This window comes from Brevibacterium paucivorans (assembly GCF_016907735.1).
GTDB lineage: Bacteria > Actinomycetota > Actinomycetes > Actinomycetales > Brevibacteriaceae > Brevibacterium > Brevibacterium paucivorans.
This window is the reverse complement of record NZ_JAFBCP010000001.1, coordinates 1,333,066-1,351,575: the sequence shown is the minus strand read 5'-3', so window position 1 is coordinate 1,351,575 and position 18,510 is coordinate 1,333,066. Positions and strand designations below refer to the sequence as shown.

Here is an 18,510-nt window from a genome sequence, read left to right as displayed (position 1 = left end):
TTGGTGTCACATGCGTGCAACAGTGTGTCACGTAGCGTCAAAAACGGGCCATCACGCCCGGATCCCCTTACCACCAGAAGTGGGTGGGGGCGTCGAGGAACTCAAGGACTGCCCCCGCGAACGACATGGTGCCCACGGCCAGAATGTTTTTCCCTGATGCCAGGGCTTGTTCGCAGGCGCCTTCGACCGTGAGCACTGGCCCGTACGTGGCCAGGTGCGTGTAGTCCAGGTAGTCGCGTCCTGCACCTACGAACGTGACAGGCAGTGGCTCCAGGACTTCCAGGCACGCGTCTACGTCTTTGACATCTGGGAGTCCTGCGAGCACGTGGAAGTGGCCTAGCTCTTCTGTTGCACGGGTGAGTGCGTGCTGGATGCCTTCGGGGTTGATTCCAGCGTCCACCATCCACAGGGCGTCAGATTGCGGTGGCGTGTGTGTTGATGCGCGGGCAGGCAGTATGAGCTCCTGTTCACCGATCGGCACGTATCGCCCGGTGAGCGTGGCGGCGGCCCGTGCCCCGATTTCAAGGTTCGTCGCTGTCATGGTGGACGCGTGCACAAGTTCTGGTTCCGGTAGCTCCAGTTCTGGCAGTTCAGGTTCGCGTCCCTCTAGATAGTCCCACACTTCTTGTGGCTGGTTGTAGTGGGTGACGATGTTGGTGGTTGCGGGTGTGATGGTTCCCAGCAGGTCACGGGTGATCGCACGAATGGAGTTGCCCAAGATGTCGCCGTGTTCCATGAAGATTTGGGTGATCCCAACAGTGGGGTAGTCGAAGAGGGAGACGTCGTCGCTGAGTCCGCCCAGTCCTTCTTCGATGACCAGATAGTCGACGCCTTGTTGGAGTAGGTATGCGATGCCCACTTGTGTGTATATGCCCGATGGTGGCAGGTATCCGTCGGTGACGGGTGGCAGGGAGTGGATTGCGTTGTGCGCGATTTCGGAGATGCACGCGTATTCTGCGTGGCTGATTGCGCGGCCGTTGATGCGGATGCGTTCGCGGTTGTGGCGTAGTGGTGGGCTGGTGATGGTGCCTACGGTGGCGTTTTTTGCCAGCGCCGAGGTGGCTGCCGCTGTCGCTGTTCCTTTGCCTTTGGAGCCAACGATGAGGATGGCTGGGACGGGCAGTGTGCGGGTGAGGTCGAGTGCTTGTTGGAGTTGGGTTGATCTGGTACGGGACCGGGTGAGCTGTTTGTGGGCGTTCCATTCGCGGAAGAACGGTTCGTCGTGGGGGTCGTTTGTGGCAACCATGGTGTTTAGTTTATGGGTGGCTGGAAGCGCTTAGGGCGCCCCTCGTGTGAGGGACGCCCTAAGGTTTGTTAGCTATGGCTTGCGCCGTGGCTTTTTAGTTGTTGCGACGGCGTGAGCGCGCGATGAGTGCGATACCACCTGCGATCAGTGCGGTTGCTGCAGCAAGTGCTGCTCCAACTTCCACACCGGTTCGTGGCAGTGGGCCACCCTTGTCGTTGCTTCCGCCCTTGTCTGCGTCGCCTGTAACGGTGACGGTGAAGTATACAACTTCAGTCGATCCGTCTGGGTACGTGACGTGGACAGGGATCGTGACCTTGTCGCCTGGCTTCGCCCAGCTTGGGGCAGTTACCTTGATGGCGCCATTCTTGTCGATCTGTACACCCCAGCCGTTTGGCAGGTCCTTGCCCTTGATTTCAAGGGTGGTGCCGTTCGGGAGCTTGTCACCAATGTTTGGCAAGGTGATGGTGTCACCTGGCTTGATGGTGCTGTCGTTCCACTTAGGCTGGTAGTTTTCAGCGTCGGTCTTCTTTGGATCGTTGACGGTAACGGTGACTTCGTCAATCACCTTTCCGTCCTTGTCCTTAACAACAACCTTGATCTTGTCACCAGGCTTAGCGTCCTTGTCGATACCGACGCGGATGTTGCCATCCTTGTCGATTTCAGCCTTACCAGGACCTTCGACCTCAACCGTGGTGCCGTCAGGAACCTTGCCACCCTCGTTCGGGATCACAACGTTGTCACCAGGGTTGCCCTTGTTGTCGTTCCAGTCCGGCTTGTCAGCAGGAGCAGGAGCGTCAGGCTGCTTGTCGCCAGGCTTCTCGACGGTCACGGTGACTTCATCAATCACCTTGCCGTCCTTGTCCTTAACAACAACCTTGATCTTGTCACCAGGCTTAGCGTCCTTGTCGATACCGACGCGGATGTTGCCATCCTTGTCGATTTCAGCCTTACCAGGACCTTCGACCTCAACCGTGGTGCCATCTTCAACCTTGCCACCCTCGTTCGGGATCACAACGTTGTCACCAGGCTTACCATTGTTGTCGTTCCAGTCCGGCTTCTCAGCAGGAGCAGGAGCCTCAGGCTTCTTGTCGCCAGGCTTCTCGACGGTCACGGTGACTTCATCAATCACCTTGCCGTCCTTGTCCTTAACAACAACCTTGATCTTGTCACCAGGCTTAGCGTCATCGTTGATGTCAACAACGATCTTGCCGTCTTCATCGATTTCAGCCTTACCAGGGCCTTCCGTTTCAACGGTGGTGCCGTCCTCGACTGGGCCACCGGTGTTCGGAATTTCGACCTTGTCGCCAGGCTTACCCTTGTCGTCCTTCCAGTCCGGCTTCTCAGCAGGAGCGTCAGGCTTCTCAACGGTCACAGTGACGTCAACAGTGTCCTTCGAACCGTCTGGGTAAGTCACGTCCACAGGGACAGTGATCTTGTCACCAGGCTTAGCGTCCTCAGGAATCGGAACGGTGATTTCACCGGTGTTTTCGTCAACCTTCACGCCCTCAGGAGCGTTCTCACCAGGAGTGAACTTCGTTCCTTCAGGAGCCTTGGTTTCTTTACCGTCCTTGTCCTTGAACTCAGGCTTCTCGACCTTGACGTCTTCACCAGGCTTACCCGAGCCGTCTTCGTATTCAGGCTCGAACTTCTCGTTGTCCTTTTCAGCAGGGGCGGGCGGTTCGGTAACAGTCACGGTCGATTCGTCGATCGTGTTGCCTTCTGGGTCCTTCACCTCGACAACGATCTTGTCACCAGGCTTGGCGTCTTCCTCGATGTCAACGACAAGGTTGCCGTTTTCATCGATTTCGGCCTTACCAGGACCCTCGACTTCAGTGGTTGAACCTTCTGGAACGTCGCCACCTTCGTTCGGGACAGTTACCTTGTCACCGGGTGCACCTTCGTCGTCGCCCCATTCAGGCTTCTTGTCAGGGTCGGTGACAGTAACTGTCACGTCGACGTTGTCCTTCGAACCGTCTGGGTAAGTCACGGTCACAGGAACCTTGATTTCGTCACCAGGCTTAGCGTCAGCCGGAATCTGGACCTTCAGTGATCCGTCTTCAGCAACTTCCACGCCGTCCTTGTCGGTGCCGAACTTGGTGCCTTCCGGAACGATGACCTTGTTGCCGTCCTTGTCAGTGAAGGTCGGAGCGTCAATCGGAGCCTTGGTACCAGGCTGGCCGAAGCCATCCTTGTACTCAGGCTCGAACTTCTCGTTGTCCTTTTCAGAAGGCGCAGGAGTGTCAGGCTTCTCAACGGTCACAGTGACGTCAACAGTGTCCTTCGAACCGTCTGGGTAAGTCACGTCCACAGGAACAGTGATCTTGTCACCAGGCTTAGCGTCCTCAGGAATCGGCACCGTGATCTCACCGGTGTTTTCGTCAACCTTCACGCCCTCAGGAGCGTTCTCACCAGGAGTGAACTTCGTTCCTTCAGGAGCCTCAGTTGGGTTGCCGTCCTTGTCCTTGAACTCAGGCTTGTCAATCTTGACGTCTTCACCAGGCTTACCCGAACCATCTTCGTAACCAGGCTCGAACTTCTCGTTGTCCTTTTCAGAAGGCGCAGGAGTGTCAGGCTTCTCAACGGTCACAGTGACGTCAACAGTGTCCTTCGAACCGTCTGGGTAAGTCACGTCCACAGGAACAGTGATCTTGTCACCAGGCTTAGCGTCCTCAGGAATCGGCACCGTGATCTCACCGGTGTTCTCATCGATGGTCACACCCTCAGGAGCGTTCTCACCAGGAGTGAACTTCGTTCCTTCAGGAGCCTCAGTTGGGTTGCCGTCCTTGTCCTTGAACTCAGGCTTGTCAATCTTGACGTCTTCACCAGGCTTACCCGAACCATCTTCGTAACCAGGCTCGAACTTCTCGTTGTCCTTTTCAGAAGGCGCAGGAGTGTCAGGCTTCTCAACGGTCACAGTGACGTCAACAGTGTCCTTCGAACCGTCTGGGTAAGTCACGTCCACAGGAACAGTGATCTTGTCACCAGGCTTAGCGTCCTCAGGAATCGGCACCGTGATCTCACCGGTGTTCTCATCGATGGTCACACCCTCAGGAGCGTTCTCACCAGGAGTGAACTTGGTGCCCTCAGGAGCCTTGGTGTCCTTACCGTCCTTGTCCTTAAAGGTCGGTTCGTCAATCTTGACGTCTTCACCAGGCTTACCCGAACCATCTTCGTAACCAGGCTCGAACTTCTCGTTGTCCTTTTCAGAAGGCGCAGGAGTGTCAGGCTTCTCAACGGTCACAGTGACGTCAACAGTGTCCTTCGAACCGTCTGGGTAAGTCACGTCCACAGGAACAGTGATCTTGTCACCAGGCTTAGCGTCCTCAGGAATCGGCACCGTGATCTCACCGGTGTTTTCGTCAACCTTCACGCCCTCAGGAGCGTTCTCACCAGGAGTGAACTTCGTTCCTTCAGGAGCCTCAGTTGGGTTGCCGTCCTTGTCCTTGAACTCAGGCTTGTCAATCTTGACGTCTTCACCAGGCTTACCCGAACCATCTTCGTAACCAGGCTCGAACTTCTCGTTGTCCTTTTCAGAAGGCGCAGGAGTGTCAGGCTTCTCAACGGTCACAGTGACGTCAACAGTGTCCTTCGAACCGTCTGGGTAAGTCACGTCCACAGGAACAGTGATCTTGTCACCAGGCTTAGCGTCCTCAGGAATCGGAACCGTGATCTCACCGGTGTTCTCATCGATGGTCACACCCTCAGGAGCGTTCTCACCAGGGGTGAACTTGGTGCCCTCAGGAGCCTTGGTGTCCTTACCGTCCTTGTCCTTAAAGGTCGGTTCGTCAATCTTGACGTCTTCACCAGGCTTACCCGAACCATCTTCGTAACCAGGCTCGAACTTCTCGTTGTCCTTTTCAGAAGGCGCAGGAGTGTCAGGCTTCTCAACGGTCACAGTGACGTCAACAGTGTCCTTCGAACCGTCTGGGTAAGTCACGTCCACAGGAACAGTGATCTTGTCACCAGGCTTAGCGTCCTCAGGAATCGGAACCGTGATCTCACCGGTGTTCTCATCGATGGTCACACCCTCAGGAGCGTTCTCACCAGGAGTGAACTTCGTTCCTTCAGGAGCCTCAGTTGGGTTGCCGTCCTTGTCCTTGAACTCAGGCTTGTCAATCTTGACGTCTTCACCAGGCTTACCCGAACCATCTTCGTAACCAGGCTCGAACTTCTCGTTGTCCTTTTCAGAAGGCGCAGGAGTGTCAGGCTTCTCAACGGTCACAGTGACGTTAACAGTGTCCTTCGAACCGTCTGGGTAGGTCACTTCCACAGGAACAGTGATCTTGTCACCAGGCTTAGCGTCCTCAGGGATCGGAACCGTGATCTCACCGGTGTTCTCATCGATGGTCACACCCTCAGGAGCGTTCTCACCAGGGGTGAACTTGGTGCCCTCAGGAGCCTTGGTGTCCTTACCGTCCTTGTCCTTAAAGGTCGGTTCGTCAATCTTGACGTCTTCACCAGGCTTACCCGAACCATCTTCGTAACCAGGCTCGTAGATGGTGTTCTGGTTAGGAACCTTCGGGTTGCTGTCCTCATCATCCGGGATGCCGTCACCGTCATCATCCGGATCCGTAACGTCAGGCTCACCGTCACCATCGGTGTCCAGCTTGAAGTTCGCATCCGTCTTGTCGGTGCTGCCGTCAGGGTAGGTCACCGTGACAGGAACATCGAACTCTTCGACAGTGTCCTTGTTCAGCTTCGACTTGTCCGGGAACGTAACGGTGATCTCACCAGTGTTCTCATCAATCGAAACTTCGTAGCCCTCAGGAACCTCGAAGTCTTCAGGAATCGAGAACTTCGAACCCTCAGGAGCCTTGACGTCCTTACCGTCCTTGTCCTTAAATGTCGGAGACGACTTCGTTTCCTCACCCGGAACAACGAACTTGCCTTCGTACTCGGGGTCTATGGAATTTGCAATCGGGTCCTGGACGATAAACGAATCATCCAGGTACGGCGTACCGTCAGGGAGAAGCACCATAGCGGTGTAGACGTCTCCGGCCTTAGCAGTGTCCGGAACGGTCAGCGGACACGACTTAGCTGCGCCGAAGTTATCGGTGGTGACATCGCACTTGGTTCCGACTTTATTTCCGGCGGCGTCGTACCACTGGATGGTGTACGGCGAATTCGGCACGAGGCCAACAGTCCTGGTCTGCACCGTGGTGCCCTTGAAAGCAGGCTTGTCGGTGGTGTTGTAATCAACAACATCAAAGCCCGGCTTTGAGGGCTTCAGTGCAAAGTCTGAGTTTTCGATGTCACCATACTCAGGCTTTGTTGCATACCGTGCATCCCATGCTGGATCCTGGAAGTAGGCTTGACGGAAGTTATCTGGGTTGACGTTCGCAGACTCATCTGTCTCCAGATACACGTATACGTAGTCGCGGTTGATGTGCTTTGAGACTTTCCCTGCACCCACGCCTTGAGCAACGTCTCCTCCCGATGTGGCCCATCGTCCAGCGGCGGCAGAGTCGGCGACGGTGTGGAAGAGTTTCTTGGCTTCCTCATTTGGAAGAGTCCCGATGTTCGTCGATGAGACTCCATACGTACCCTTGAACTGAAGAACGTACCGTCCTTGGGCGTCCGTAGTAGCTGTCACGGTTTCAGCAATTGCCGACTTACCCGGATTGTCGGTCTCAAACTTAGCTATTGCGTCCTTCTGCGCTTGGACAAACTGTTCGCGAGTGTAACCAGGGTTGTCTTTCTTCCACTTTTCCAGAACATTGACTACTTCGTCCCGGAGGTACGACCCGATAACTTTAGCTTTGGGAATGGCAACGTCGCCGTGAGCAAAGTTGTATGAAGGAACATCTCCGCCACCAATATAATTTTGCTGATCCCAGAAGACACGCCCTTTGATATTTCCACGGTCCTGTTCGGCCTCTGATTCGGTACGCTGCGCTTCAGGCAGGCTTAGCCAGGTCTGTGGCCGTTCGGTCAGTGCAATGTTTTGCTCGTTAACTCGGTTCGTTGCAACATCCCACGTGGAGTTGTACCGGTTGACGGAGTCTTTGAATACTCCGTCGCCTTCCTGGAAGGAAACCTGAAAGCGATCGGCATCTGGATTTTCGATCCACACTCGTAGCTTCTGATATGGATTTGCGGTGAACTTGTGCTCGACACCGGCCGCATCCTTATAGGTTGGGAAGTGCACCGTGTATGAGCCGTCTGCACGGGTAGTCGTCTTGTAGACAGGCGAAACGGTATAGCCCTTGACACGTTCATCCATCCACTGGGCGTAGACCGTGACGTTCTCAAGAGGAGTGTCGATTCCCGACTTAGTCGACTGGGTTCCTTCACGGTCCCAGTAGACGTTGCCGTTGACAGTCTGCCGTGCATTTCTTTCACCAGGCGAATTGACAGCGTCTGGCTCGAGCAGCGTATTCGCAGCCGCTGGGGCATCAAGTGCAGACGGGACAGCACCGGGCGCGAATGCCGCTGCCATTGCGAGAGTCAGACCAGTTGCCGCAACGCGGAGACTCCGCTTACGTGATATTGGACGCATTCTTTTCCTTCCCATTCTTGCCGGGGCACCATTGCTCAATGCCCACACACAGTGAATGCACAAACTTCTTTAAACGTCGTTCATAATCGTAACAAAATAAAGACGCTTCACCCGCGGAGATGTTGAACAGCTCATGAATAACCGCCACCCAAACCGCATAAAACAGGCGATCCCAGCGGTGTCACAGCAACCTTCACCTCCTTACCGATCAGTAAACTTGCTGGTCAGAAGGGTAACGGGCAGGCAACGAGCCGTCTTCGCCACGGAACGCACAGTCAACGTCCATCATGTGAACAAAATGACCAAAAGTTTCCTCGCGGGTAACAAGCCAGCGAAAAACTCCCGCCTCTACGTCTTCAAACCCCCGCCAATGAGTTGCGTGACGTTGGATGCCGCACGGGTACACATCGTTGCTGCTTCACTGACCCGGTCCTGTGAATAGTCGCTGTCCGGCAGCGTCAGTCCCACAGCTGCCACGGCCCGTCCAGCCGCGTCATAAACCGGCGCTGCTACCGTCCACACTCCTGGCGTCACCTCACCGGTTTCAATCGCGTAGCCCTGCGTACGCACCCGCGTCAGTTCGCCCATCAGATCATGAACCGACCTTGGCCCCTTCCCCGTCCGGTTCACAAACGCCACCTCACGCGACAACGCCGCTAACACATCCCGCTTTTCCATCGTCGCCATGATGGCCCGGCCCGTCGCAGTCAAATACGCTGGCATATGCACACCAGCCGCCGTAATCACCGCCATCGAATGAACCGACTGCTCTTTGAGCACATACACGGTCTCCCACCCACGGATCACCGCCAGCTGCGCCACCCCTCGCGCACGCTCAGCCAGCGCACGCACGTCCTTTTGCGCCACGCGCTGCAACGGGTTGATCCGCAAATACGCGCTCCCCAACTCCGCAACCCCGGGTCCAAGCAAGTAGCCCGCATCGACCTTGGTGACCAGACCCAGCTCTTCCAACACATTCAAAATCTCATATGCAGAAGACCTGGGCACATTCCCAGACCGCGCAATTGCGCCTGCACTAATGGGGCGGTTCGACGCCGCTAAATGACGCAGAATCGCCACGGCACGCCTGAGCGCAGGAACCTGAGACATCAGTCCAGCTCAAACTCACGCAACGCAGCACCATACAACTGCGCCACGTCACCCAGTTGCGCGTGCTCACCATGAGCTGCCACCTCGCGCCCACCCACGATCACGTGAGTCGCATCCGTGGCAGTCGCAGCCAACACCACCTGTTCGCCAACCGAACCAGCCGTGCGTACCGACTCCGTGTCCACCACAACGAAATCAGCCACCTGAGTTTCACCAGCACCCACCCCCGGGCGAATGTGCATCGAATACGCACCACCAGAAGTCAGTGCAGCAATCAGTTCAGCGGGGCTGAAGCGCCCACGCTCACCACTACCCAGCCGTTCACCAGCCTCCAAAGCCCGGAGTTCCAACAGCGGATCAAGCACCACATGCTGATCTGAACCCAGCGAAATCACCGCACTGGCCCCAGCCAAAGCTGAAGCCGGCCCAATACCGTCGGCCAGATCCGCCTCGGTCGTAGGGCACATGACCACAGCGGAACGCGCATCCCCCAACAACCTGATGTCCTCATCCGTCAAGTGGGTGGCGTGCACCGCTGACAGCCGGTCAGTCACAACACCAGCATCGGCCAACAAACGGGTCGGAGTCACACCGTAGTGCTCCAGGCACGCTTCATTTTCTGCCGGCTGTTCAGACAAGTGAGCGTGCAACGGCCCGTCCAGCCCAGCAAACGCGGGCAGATCAGGCTTAGCCACACCACGCACGGAGTGAATCGCCGAACCCAGCGTCACCAGCGGGTCCTCTGAACCGGAGTACCCAACCGTCGAATGCCCGCCAAAAGCGCCACCCAGGTCATCTGCCAACGCGGTCGCAAGCCCCGCGTGACGTTCCAGGTAACCGTCGATCGAACCGTCGCTAAACCGCGCCTGCTGCTCGTTGGGCTCCTGCCCAATGCCACCGGTCAGATAACACGTGTCCAGCAACACCAGGCGAATCCCCACGTCACGGGCTGCACGCGCCAACGCCAGCTCCATGTCGTGGCCACCGTAAGGAGTGCCGCCTACCTGGTGGTGGACGTAGTGGAATTCCGCTACCGAGGTGTACCCCGCCGTGAGCATTTCCGCGTACACCGCGCGTGCCAGCAGGTAGTAGTTTTCTGGCGTGAGCTGTTCGGCGGCCCGGTACATGACTTTTCGCCACGTCCAAAAGGTCCCGCCGTCGGCGTGGGTACGCCCGCGCAACAGCCGGTGAAACGCGTGCGAGTGTGCGTTGTTCGCACCCGGCAGTGCCAAACCACTGTAGGTAACAGCCTCAGGTGGCGCGCTCACTCCAGCCCGCATCTCTGCCACAGACCCGTCATCGGCAACAAGCACGGCCACGCTGTTGATCACCTGGCCGTCTACATACAGGTTTTCAAACCACAGAGTTTTCACGCCTGCACTCCTGCTTCCATCGCCAACGCATCAGCCAGCGCCTTCACACCAGCACGTTGGTCGTCTTCTTCACAGGCTTCTTCTGGCGCATGCGAAACACCCGTAGGGTTACGCACAAATAGCATGGCAGACGGCACAAACCCTGCCAAGATTCCCGCGTCGTGCCCCGCACCCGAATCCAGAATCGGCGCCTCCGGCAGCACTCCCTGCAGACGCTGGTTGAACGCGCTGTTGAAGTGCGTTGTCGCCGAATATGACTCCTGGCTTACCGTCACCTCGACACCCAAGTCGTGCCCAACTTCTTGCGCCCGCTGCGTGATTGCGCGCAACACTGCACCCACAACGCCGTCATCCGGGTGGCGAATGTCCAGCCAGAAATCCATGCTCGACGCGATCACATTGGTACCGCCTGGGTGCAGAATGGTCCGACCCACAGTCGCCACGGCCTTACCATCCACACCGGCCACCACAGCTGGGATCGCACCAATGACCTGTGAACCAGCAACAACCGGGTCAGCACGTTTGGTCATCGGTGTTGTTCCGGCGTGGTTACCCTGGCCCGCGAACGTGAACCTCCAACGGCCGTGCCCCACAATCGAGGACCCAATGGCCACCGGCTGCCCAATATCAATCAGACCCACACCCTGCTCCACGTGAAGCTCAAGGAACGAACCAATCCTTGACAACCGTTCCTTATCCTGCCCCACCGAGTCCGGGTTCAGACCCACCTCGGAAGCCACCTCGGCGAAAGTCTTCCCCTCAGCATCCTTGAGCCCCAACGCACGATCCGGTTCGATCACGCCAGTGATCAACCGTGACCCCAGGCACGCGACCCCAAACCGGGACCCTTCCTCTTCCGGGAACACTGCCAACGCCAGTGGGCGGTTAAGCTGTTCCAGCCGGCCGTCCGCCTTCAGTTGGTCAACGGCTGCCAACGCCGAGGCGACCCCCAGCGGCCCGTCAAACTCACCTCCACCTGGAACAGAGTCCAGGTGCGAACCGGTCACCACAGCATTGTCGCCCGGGGCGGTCACCCACGCCCACGTGATCCCGTTGCGGTCAATTTCGATGTCCAAGCCACGCGCCTGCGCTTCGCCCACGAACCATTCGCGCAGGTTGAGTTCGGTGGAACTGAATCCGGGTCGCATGTATCCGGGGCCACGCGGATCGCGCCCCACATCGCAAATGTCGTTGAGAAGGGAAACTACGTCTGACATGGATCCTCCGAATTATCAGCGCATCAAGCGGATGTATGTGTGGTTAAAAGGTGACTGGATAAATGGTGACGGCCCACCCCTGTGGGAGTGGGCCGTTAAGTATTTACAGTGCGTAACCGTTAAGAACAGTTCCGTCTGTGTCGGTGAGCGTATGCACAAACTGGTGCACCCCGCTTGCGACTTCAAGGGCACGGCCCGAACGCACAAACTCGTACGTTGTAGCCAGCTCTGGTGACATGAAACGGTCAGTGCCTGGTCCTGGAACGTCTTTGCGGAGTTCTGCGATCACTGCACCGGTCACAGCTCCCGGTTCTGGTTCACGCAACTCAATGGCACGGGCTGCCGCGTACAGTTCAACCGCGAGCACACGGGTGAGGTTTTCAATCGCGGTGCGCAGTTTGCGGGCCGCTCCCCATCCCATCGATACGTGGTCTTCCTGCATCGCTGAGGACGGAATCGAATCAACCGAGGCCGGTGTGGCCAAACGCTTAGTTTCAGCCACCATGGCAGCCTGCGTGTAGTGGGCGATCATGAGCCCGGAGTCCACGCCTGGGTCATCGGCCAAGAACGAGTTGAGTCCCTGGTTACGCGCAGGGTCCATGAAACGGTCAGTGCGACGTTCGGCAATTGAGGCGACATCGGCCACCACAATGGACAAGAAGTCCAGTTGGTGCGCAATAGGGGCGCCGTGGAAGTTACCGTTAGACGACACTTCCCCGTTAGGCAAAACCACTGGGTTGTCAACAGCTGCACGGATTTCGCGTGCAGCCACCTGAGCCGCGAAGGCTGCGGCGTCACGGGCAGCACCGGTCACCTGGGGCGAACACCGCAAGGAGTAGGCATCCTGCACCAAGTGGGTGGAATCGAAGTGGGACTTCACAATTGGGGAAGCGCGCAAAGCGTCTAGCATGTTGCGCGCACTGGCCGTCTGCCCTGGGTGCGGGCGCAACGGGTGGTGCAGTTCGTCGCGGAACACCTGGTCAGTACCGTACTGACCCTCAACACTCATCGCGGCTGTGAGGTCAGCAGTGGTGAGCAGCTTCTCCAAGTCATACAACGCCATGATGAGCATTCCCAGCATGCCGTCCGTACCATTAATGAGCGCTAGGCCTTCTTTTTCTTCCAGTTCAACCGGCGTGATGCCCGCTGCTTTAAGAACAGGACCCGCCTCAACCGGTTCCGAACCGCCTTCAGGATCGTGGACATAACCCTCGCCCATGACCACCAGAGCGCATGCGGACAACGGCGCCAAGTCACCTGAGCAACCCAGCGAACCGTGCTCGTACACCCACGGGGTGATGCCCGCGTTGAGCAGGTTCACGTAAGCTTCCAGCGTTTCAACCTTCACACCGGTACGCCCGGTAGCCAGCGTGCGGGCGCGCAGAAGCATCAAGGCGCGAACCACCTCGGGCTCCACTGGCTCCCCCATACCCGCGGCGTGGGAACGGATCAGCGACTTCTGCAGCTGCGAGCGCAGATCGTGCGGAATGTGACGCTGCGCCAAGGCACCAAACCCAGTGGACACACCGTAAACCGGTTTAGGGGCCTGAGCCAGGTCATCCACGTGGGTGCGCGTCTTTGCGACCTCTTCGCGGACGTGCTCAGGCAATTCGACCGGCGCGTTCTCACGCGCAACGGCAACCACCTGCGCAAACGTTAGCTCATCGGGTTCAAGCGCAATTGGGTTCATCAAAACTCCTGACAGTTGGGGTGCACTACATCATGCAAACTTATGCAGAAACACTGTACGGTTGCGGGTTGGACGCGATCAATTCGCCTTCACAGAACACCGCACCGATCTGTTGCACGCCCGGGCGGTACACCAGGTACCGGTAGCTGGGGGCATCCAGGATTGAGAAGTCGGCGCGTGCGCCCGGGCGCAAGTGTCCAACGTCCTCACGTTCCAGGGCTTTTGCCCCGCCTTCAGTGGCTGCCCACAGCGCCTGGTCCACCGTGAAGTGCATGTCGCGCACCGCGATTGCCAGGCAGAACGGGATGGAGCTTGAGAACCCGCTTCCCGGGTTGCAGTCCGAGGCGATCGCAACCGTCACGCCGGCCTCAAAGTACCGGCGGGCGTCAGGGTAGGGCTGGCGGGTGGAGAACTCGATGCTGGGCAACAAGGTCAGCACTGTGCCGGATTCGGCAGCCGCGGCCAGATCTGCGTCGCTGGCGAAGGTCGCGTGGTCAGCAGACGCGCACTTGAACTTGGCCGCCAACTGCAGGGCGCCACCGTCAGTGAGCTGGTTGGCGTGCAAACGCGGGCGCAAACCGTGTTCAATACCGGCCTGCAAAATGCGGGCGGTCTGTTCTTCTGTGAACGCGCCCTTTTCACAGAACACGTCGATCCACTTGGCGTGCGTGGTGGCCTTAGGGATCATTTCGTTGATGACCAGGTCCACGTAAGCGTCCGGATCATCCTTGAACTCAGCAGGCACCACGTGAGCCGCCATGAGCGTCACTTCATCCGTGTGACGCGCAGCCAGCTCAAGCGCCTTGAGCTCCGACTCAACGTCCAACCCATACCCCGACTTCACCTCGAACGTGGTGGTACCCGAGTGCTGGGCCTGACGCATGAGTCGTACCAGATTCGCTTCCAGCTCATCATCACTTGCAGCGCGCGTGGCCTTCACCGTTGTGGCGATACCACCGGCGGAGTACGACTCCCCCGCCATGCGTGCCGCGAACTCTTCGGAACGGTCACCGGCGAACACCGTGTGGTTGTGGGAGTCCACAAACCCTGGGATGAGCGCCCGGCCCGCCGCGTCGATCACGCGGTGACCATCACTGTCTGCCGGGCCGTCTTCTTGCCCTTCCGCGGTGACCGCGGAAGGTGCCTGCCGCGCCTGGGTGGCAACGACCTCGGCGGCCTGCGGGTGACCCGCTTCCAGGCCCGAAGTGGGACCCGCCCACGCAACCTTGCCTTCCTCAACGACCAGGGTGGCGTCAGTGACGACACCCAGGAAGTCGCTGTGCGGGTCAGCGGGGGTTGCGTTAGGGGCCGGGTTGTTGGTGACCAGTTCCGAAATGTTCGTAATGATCAGCATGAATGCCTCAGTCTGCTCGCTTGTTCAACTTTTCTACTGCAGGGACGCGGATACCACGTTCTTCGGCAACCTCAACAGCGCGGTCGTAACCAGCGTCCACGTGGCGAAGAACACCCATACCTGGGTCGTTGGTGAGCAGGCGCTGAAGCTTCTCAGCCGCCAACTCAGTTCCGTCAGCAACCGACACCTGACCGGCGTGGATCGAACGACCCATACCCACACCACCACCGTGGTGCAGGGACACCCAGCTAGCACCGGACGAGGTGTTCACCAGAGCGTTGAGCAGTGGCCAGTCAGCCACGGCGTCGGTGCCGTCGAGCATGCCTTCAGTTTCACGGTAAGGCGATGCAACCGAACCGGAGTCGAGGTGGTCACGACCAATGACGATAGGTGCCGAAACCTTGCCTTCAGCAACCAGCTTGTTGAAGAGCAGACCAGCCTTTTCGCGTTCGCGGTAGCCCAACCAGCAGATACGTGCAGGCAGACCCTCGAACTCCACGTACTCAGCAGCCGCGTCCAACCAGCGGTGCAGAGATTCGTTCTCAGGGAACAGTTCCTTCAGCGCCTTGTCGGTGACTTCGATGTCCTTAGGGTCACCAGACAGGGCTACCCAGCGGAATGGTCCAAGACCTTCACAGAACAGTGGGCGGATGTAGGCAGGAACGAAGCCTGGGAACTCAAACGCGCGGTCGTAGCCAGCCTTGCGGGCTTCGTCACGGATCGAGTTACCGTAGTCGAATACTTCAGCACCGCGGTCCTGGAACTCGACCATGGCGCGCACGTGCTTAGCCATGGACTCTTCTGCACGCAGAGTGAACTTCTCTGGGTCGTCTTCTGCTTCGGTCTGCCAGTCGTCAACGGACACGCCAACGGGCAGGTAGGACAGTGGGTCGTGAGCCGAGGTCTGGTCAGTGACGATGTCAACTTCTGCCGCCTCGGGACGGTCCAGCAAGGCAGGCAGAACATCAGCTGCGTTGCCAACCAGACCCACGGACAGTGGCTTGCGTTCCTTCTTCGCGTCAATGACCAGCTTGAGCGCTTCGTCCAGGTCGGTCACAACTTCGTCCAGGTAACGCTTGCCCTTACGGCGTTCCAGGCGCTCCTTCTCAACGTCAATGATGAGGCAGGCACCGCCGTTGAGCGTGACAGCCAGTGGCTGCGCACCACCCATACCACCACAACCGGCGGTTACAGTCAGGGTTCCAGCCAGAGTGCCGTCGAAACGCTTGCGAGCGATTGCGGCGAAGGTTTCGTAGGTTCCCTGCAAGATTCCCTGGGTTGCGATGTAGATCCAGGAACCGGCCGTCATCTGGCCGTACATCATGAGACCTTCAGCTTCGAGCTTGCGGAAGTGCTCCCAGTTAGCCCAGTCACCCACCAGGTTCGAGTTAGCGATCAGCACGCGAGGCGCCCATTCGTGAGTCTTGAGAACACCAACAGGCTTACCCGACTGGATGAGCAGAGTTTCGTCTGCTTCCAGGTCGTCCAGAGTGGACACGATCTGGTCGTAGGCCTCCCAGCTGCGGGCGGCGCGGCCGGTGCCACCGTAAACCACCAGGTCTTCAGGGCGTTCAGCAACCTCTGGGTCCAGGTTGTTCATGAGCATGCGCTTAGCGGCTTCGGTCTGCCAGTTCTTAGCAGTGATTTCAGAACCACGAGGCGCGCGGATCACACGCGAAGGGTCGTGACGTGTAAAGGACATGATGAACCTTTCTGCTGTTCTCTGGTTGTGCCGGTTGTGCTCACGCACCCGAGCAAACCACATGGAGTTTGTTCAATCGTCTCCGGTTTTCGCTGAAAATGCGACGGGAGCCACACTGTAAGTGTCCGAAATGCTGGACGTCCACATGGCGCAAAACGAGCGGTACGGCGCATTATATTGCGCCGTACCGCTCACTTTGCGCTGCTTGGCCGCGCTGTTTGGTCGCGCGGTTAGCTGCACACAGCCATGCGAATTGGCGAGTTATCGAAACTCAGCCACACGGTCAGTCCTTGCGACCGCGCTTCCACATGCGACGACCTCGGGCGCGTTCCTCAGTCTTTTCATGGAAGGCCTGACGCACGGCGTCCTCACGGGCTTCCTTCTTGGCAATGCGCTTAGCCTCCGAGGAAACCTGTTCCTGCGTGGGCTCGTGGTCGCGAAGACCCACCTGCAGATCCTCAGGAATCTCAGGCAGCGTGCCGGTGTCAGCACGAACCTTGTGGTGCAGAATCTCCTGGCGCAGAACCTTCGCAAGGAAGTAGATACCCAGCAGGTTAGGCACGCTCATCAGGAAGAACATGGCGTCGGAGAACATCACAACGCTCTCCAGTCCAATCGACGCACCAACAATGATCGCCAGAATCCACACAACCTGGAATACGCGCTGAGCAACTTCACTACCACCAGTCAAGAAGTCAGTCGCCTTCTGGCCGTAGTAGGAGTACGACAGAACAGTCGAGAACGCGAACAGAACCACGCAAATGGTGAGCAGAACCGGGAACCAGCTAGCAACAGTGCTGAAAGCGCTCGAGGTCAACTCAACACCGGCAGCGTCCGAACCGTCATTCTCCTGCTTGTACAGGCCAGTGGTAATGATGGCCAGCGCAGTCAGCGTACACACGATCACCGAGTCAACCAGAGGCTCCCACATAGCCGTGTAACCTTCGGTCGCCGGACGCGAAGTCTTCACCGCCGAGTGGGCCATACCAGCGGAACCAACACCGGCAGCGTTCGAGAATAACGCACGCTGGATACCAATGATGGCCACACCAACAAAACCACCGGCAACACCGTGACCCGTGAACGCGCCAGAGAACATCTCAACGAAAGCCGTGGGCACGCTGGTGATGTTCACCAGGATCACAGCGATGGTTCCGATCATGTACAGAATCGCCATGAGCGGAGTAATAGCCGAGGTGTAGTCAGCAATCTTCTTAATTCCACCGATGATCACAAGACCAGCCAGAACAGCCATGATCACACCGATGAGCCACAGCTTGTCAGCAAACCAGCTGGACTCACCACCGGTAGCGTTGACCAGAACCGCAGCACCCTGGTTGGCCTGGAACAGGTTACCTGCACCGAACACACCAATCAGAGCGGCGATTGCGTAGAACGTCGAAAGGAATTTACCCAGTTTTGGGCGACCGATTTCCGCAAGACCGGCCTTGAGGTAGTACATGGGACCACCGGCCGTGGTTCCGTCTTCACGAACCACGCGGTACTTCACACCCAGTGTGGCTTCAGCCATCTTCACGCTCATGGCTAGAAGACCAAACAAAATGATCCACAGGGCTGCACCCGGTCCACCGACGGAAATAGCGACAGCCACACCGGCGATATTTCCGAGTCCCACGGTTCCAGACAGCTCAGTTGCCAAAGCCTGGAAAGATGAAACCTCACCCGGGTCAGTCTTACGCGTCAGCTTTCCGCGGATTACTTCAAGCGAGTGCGTCAAACCGGTAATGGGCTGGAAGCGCAGGTACACGGTGAGGAAGATAGCTGCGGCCATCAGCCACACAACAATCAAGGGGAGTTCAGCACCACCGGGGAGCGGTAGCGCGAAGAACACGATGTCTGAAAGAACTTGAGCAAATGGGGCGAAGACCTTGTCGAGGAACTGGTCAATGCCCGACTTTTCAGCTGCAGCTGCAGACTCAGCGAGAACGTCAATCGAGAGTAGGTTTTCCGAACCAAACGGAGCCGCGTTTGCCGCGGTTGCAAATAAATGATGACTCATAAAATCGGTGCGAGGGTAGATTTACGGCCGAAGGGTTGATCCGGCTTCGGGCACCGCTCCCAATCTTAACGATCGCCTAGAGTTTGGCACCGCGAATCCGCTTCATTGCCCGATTTTCACGCGGTTGCAGTTGGGCTTTGGCCCAGTGTGAGGCGGAACACGACGAACGCACTGTTGTTACGCTTTCGTTACATAAGCGAGGCTGAAACGGCGCAAAGCGAGCGAAACTGCGCGTTATATTGCGCCGTTTTGCTCGCTTTGCGCTGTCTGGACTTGGCTACCCTTCCCGAGGTGGTGGT

9 protein-coding genes are annotated in these 18,510 nt (G+C 57.9%); all 9 read right to left on the bottom strand.

The window, feature by feature from the left end; translation table 11 throughout:
* Positions 1-67 precede the first annotated feature (67 nt).
* The 9 genes from JOE56_RS06310 to JOE56_RS06270 all read right to left on the bottom strand — a co-directional run bounded on the left by JOE56_RS06310 (position 68) and on the right by JOE56_RS06270 (position 18,211).
* Positions 68-1,246: a folylpolyglutamate synthase/dihydrofolate synthase family protein gene (locus JOE56_RS06310; protein WP_204515312.1), complete on the bottom strand. Its 1,179-nt coding sequence runs from the start codon at positions 1,244-1,246 to the stop codon at positions 68-70.
* Positions 1,247-1,340: 94 nt separating this feature from the next.
* Entirely contained in the window at positions 1,341-7,745 is a 6,405-nt protein-coding gene (locus JOE56_RS06305; protein ID WP_204515311.1) for a YPDG domain-containing protein, read from the bottom strand.
* 348 nt (positions 7,746-8,093) lie between these two features.
* Entirely contained in the window at positions 8,094-8,855 is a 762-nt protein-coding gene (locus JOE56_RS06300; RefSeq protein ID WP_204515310.1) for an IclR family transcriptional regulator, read from the bottom strand.
* Complete coding sequence (locus JOE56_RS06295; protein ID WP_204515309.1) at positions 8,855-10,228, bottom strand: formimidoylglutamate deiminase; 1,374 nt, start codon at positions 10,226-10,228, stop codon at positions 8,855-8,857. The genes JOE56_RS06300 and JOE56_RS06295 overlap by 1 nt, the downstream gene beginning before the upstream one ends.
* On the bottom strand, positions 10,225-11,445 hold the full coding sequence (locus JOE56_RS06290; RefSeq protein ID WP_204515308.1) for an allantoate amidohydrolase: 1,221 nt from the start codon (positions 11,443-11,445) through the stop codon (positions 10,225-10,227). Before JOE56_RS06290 ends, JOE56_RS06295 begins: the two co-directional genes overlap by 4 nt.
* Positions 11,446-11,548: 103 nt before the next feature.
* Positions 11,549-13,135, bottom strand: a complete 1,587-nt coding sequence (gene hutH / locus JOE56_RS06285; RefSeq protein ID WP_204515307.1) for a histidine ammonia-lyase — start codon at positions 13,133-13,135, stop codon at positions 11,549-11,551.
* 40 nt (positions 13,136-13,175) lie between these two features.
* Positions 13,176-14,489, bottom strand: coding sequence for an imidazolonepropionase (hutI, locus tag JOE56_RS06280; RefSeq protein ID WP_204515306.1), 1,314 nt, complete (start codon positions 14,487-14,489; stop codon positions 13,176-13,178).
* A gap of 7 nt (positions 14,490-14,496) precedes the next feature.
* A complete protein-coding gene (hutU, locus tag JOE56_RS06275; protein ID WP_204515305.1) occupies positions 14,497-16,191 on the bottom strand; it encodes a urocanate hydratase in 1,695 nt (564 codons plus the stop codon).
* 283 nt (positions 16,192-16,474) lie between these two features.
* The gene (locus JOE56_RS06270) at positions 16,475-18,211 is read right to left on the bottom strand and encodes an alanine/glycine:cation symporter family protein (protein WP_204515304.1); all 1,737 of its coding nucleotides are present in this window, start codon (positions 18,209-18,211) and stop codon (positions 16,475-16,477) included.
* Positions 18,212-18,510: the final 299 nt, after the last annotated feature.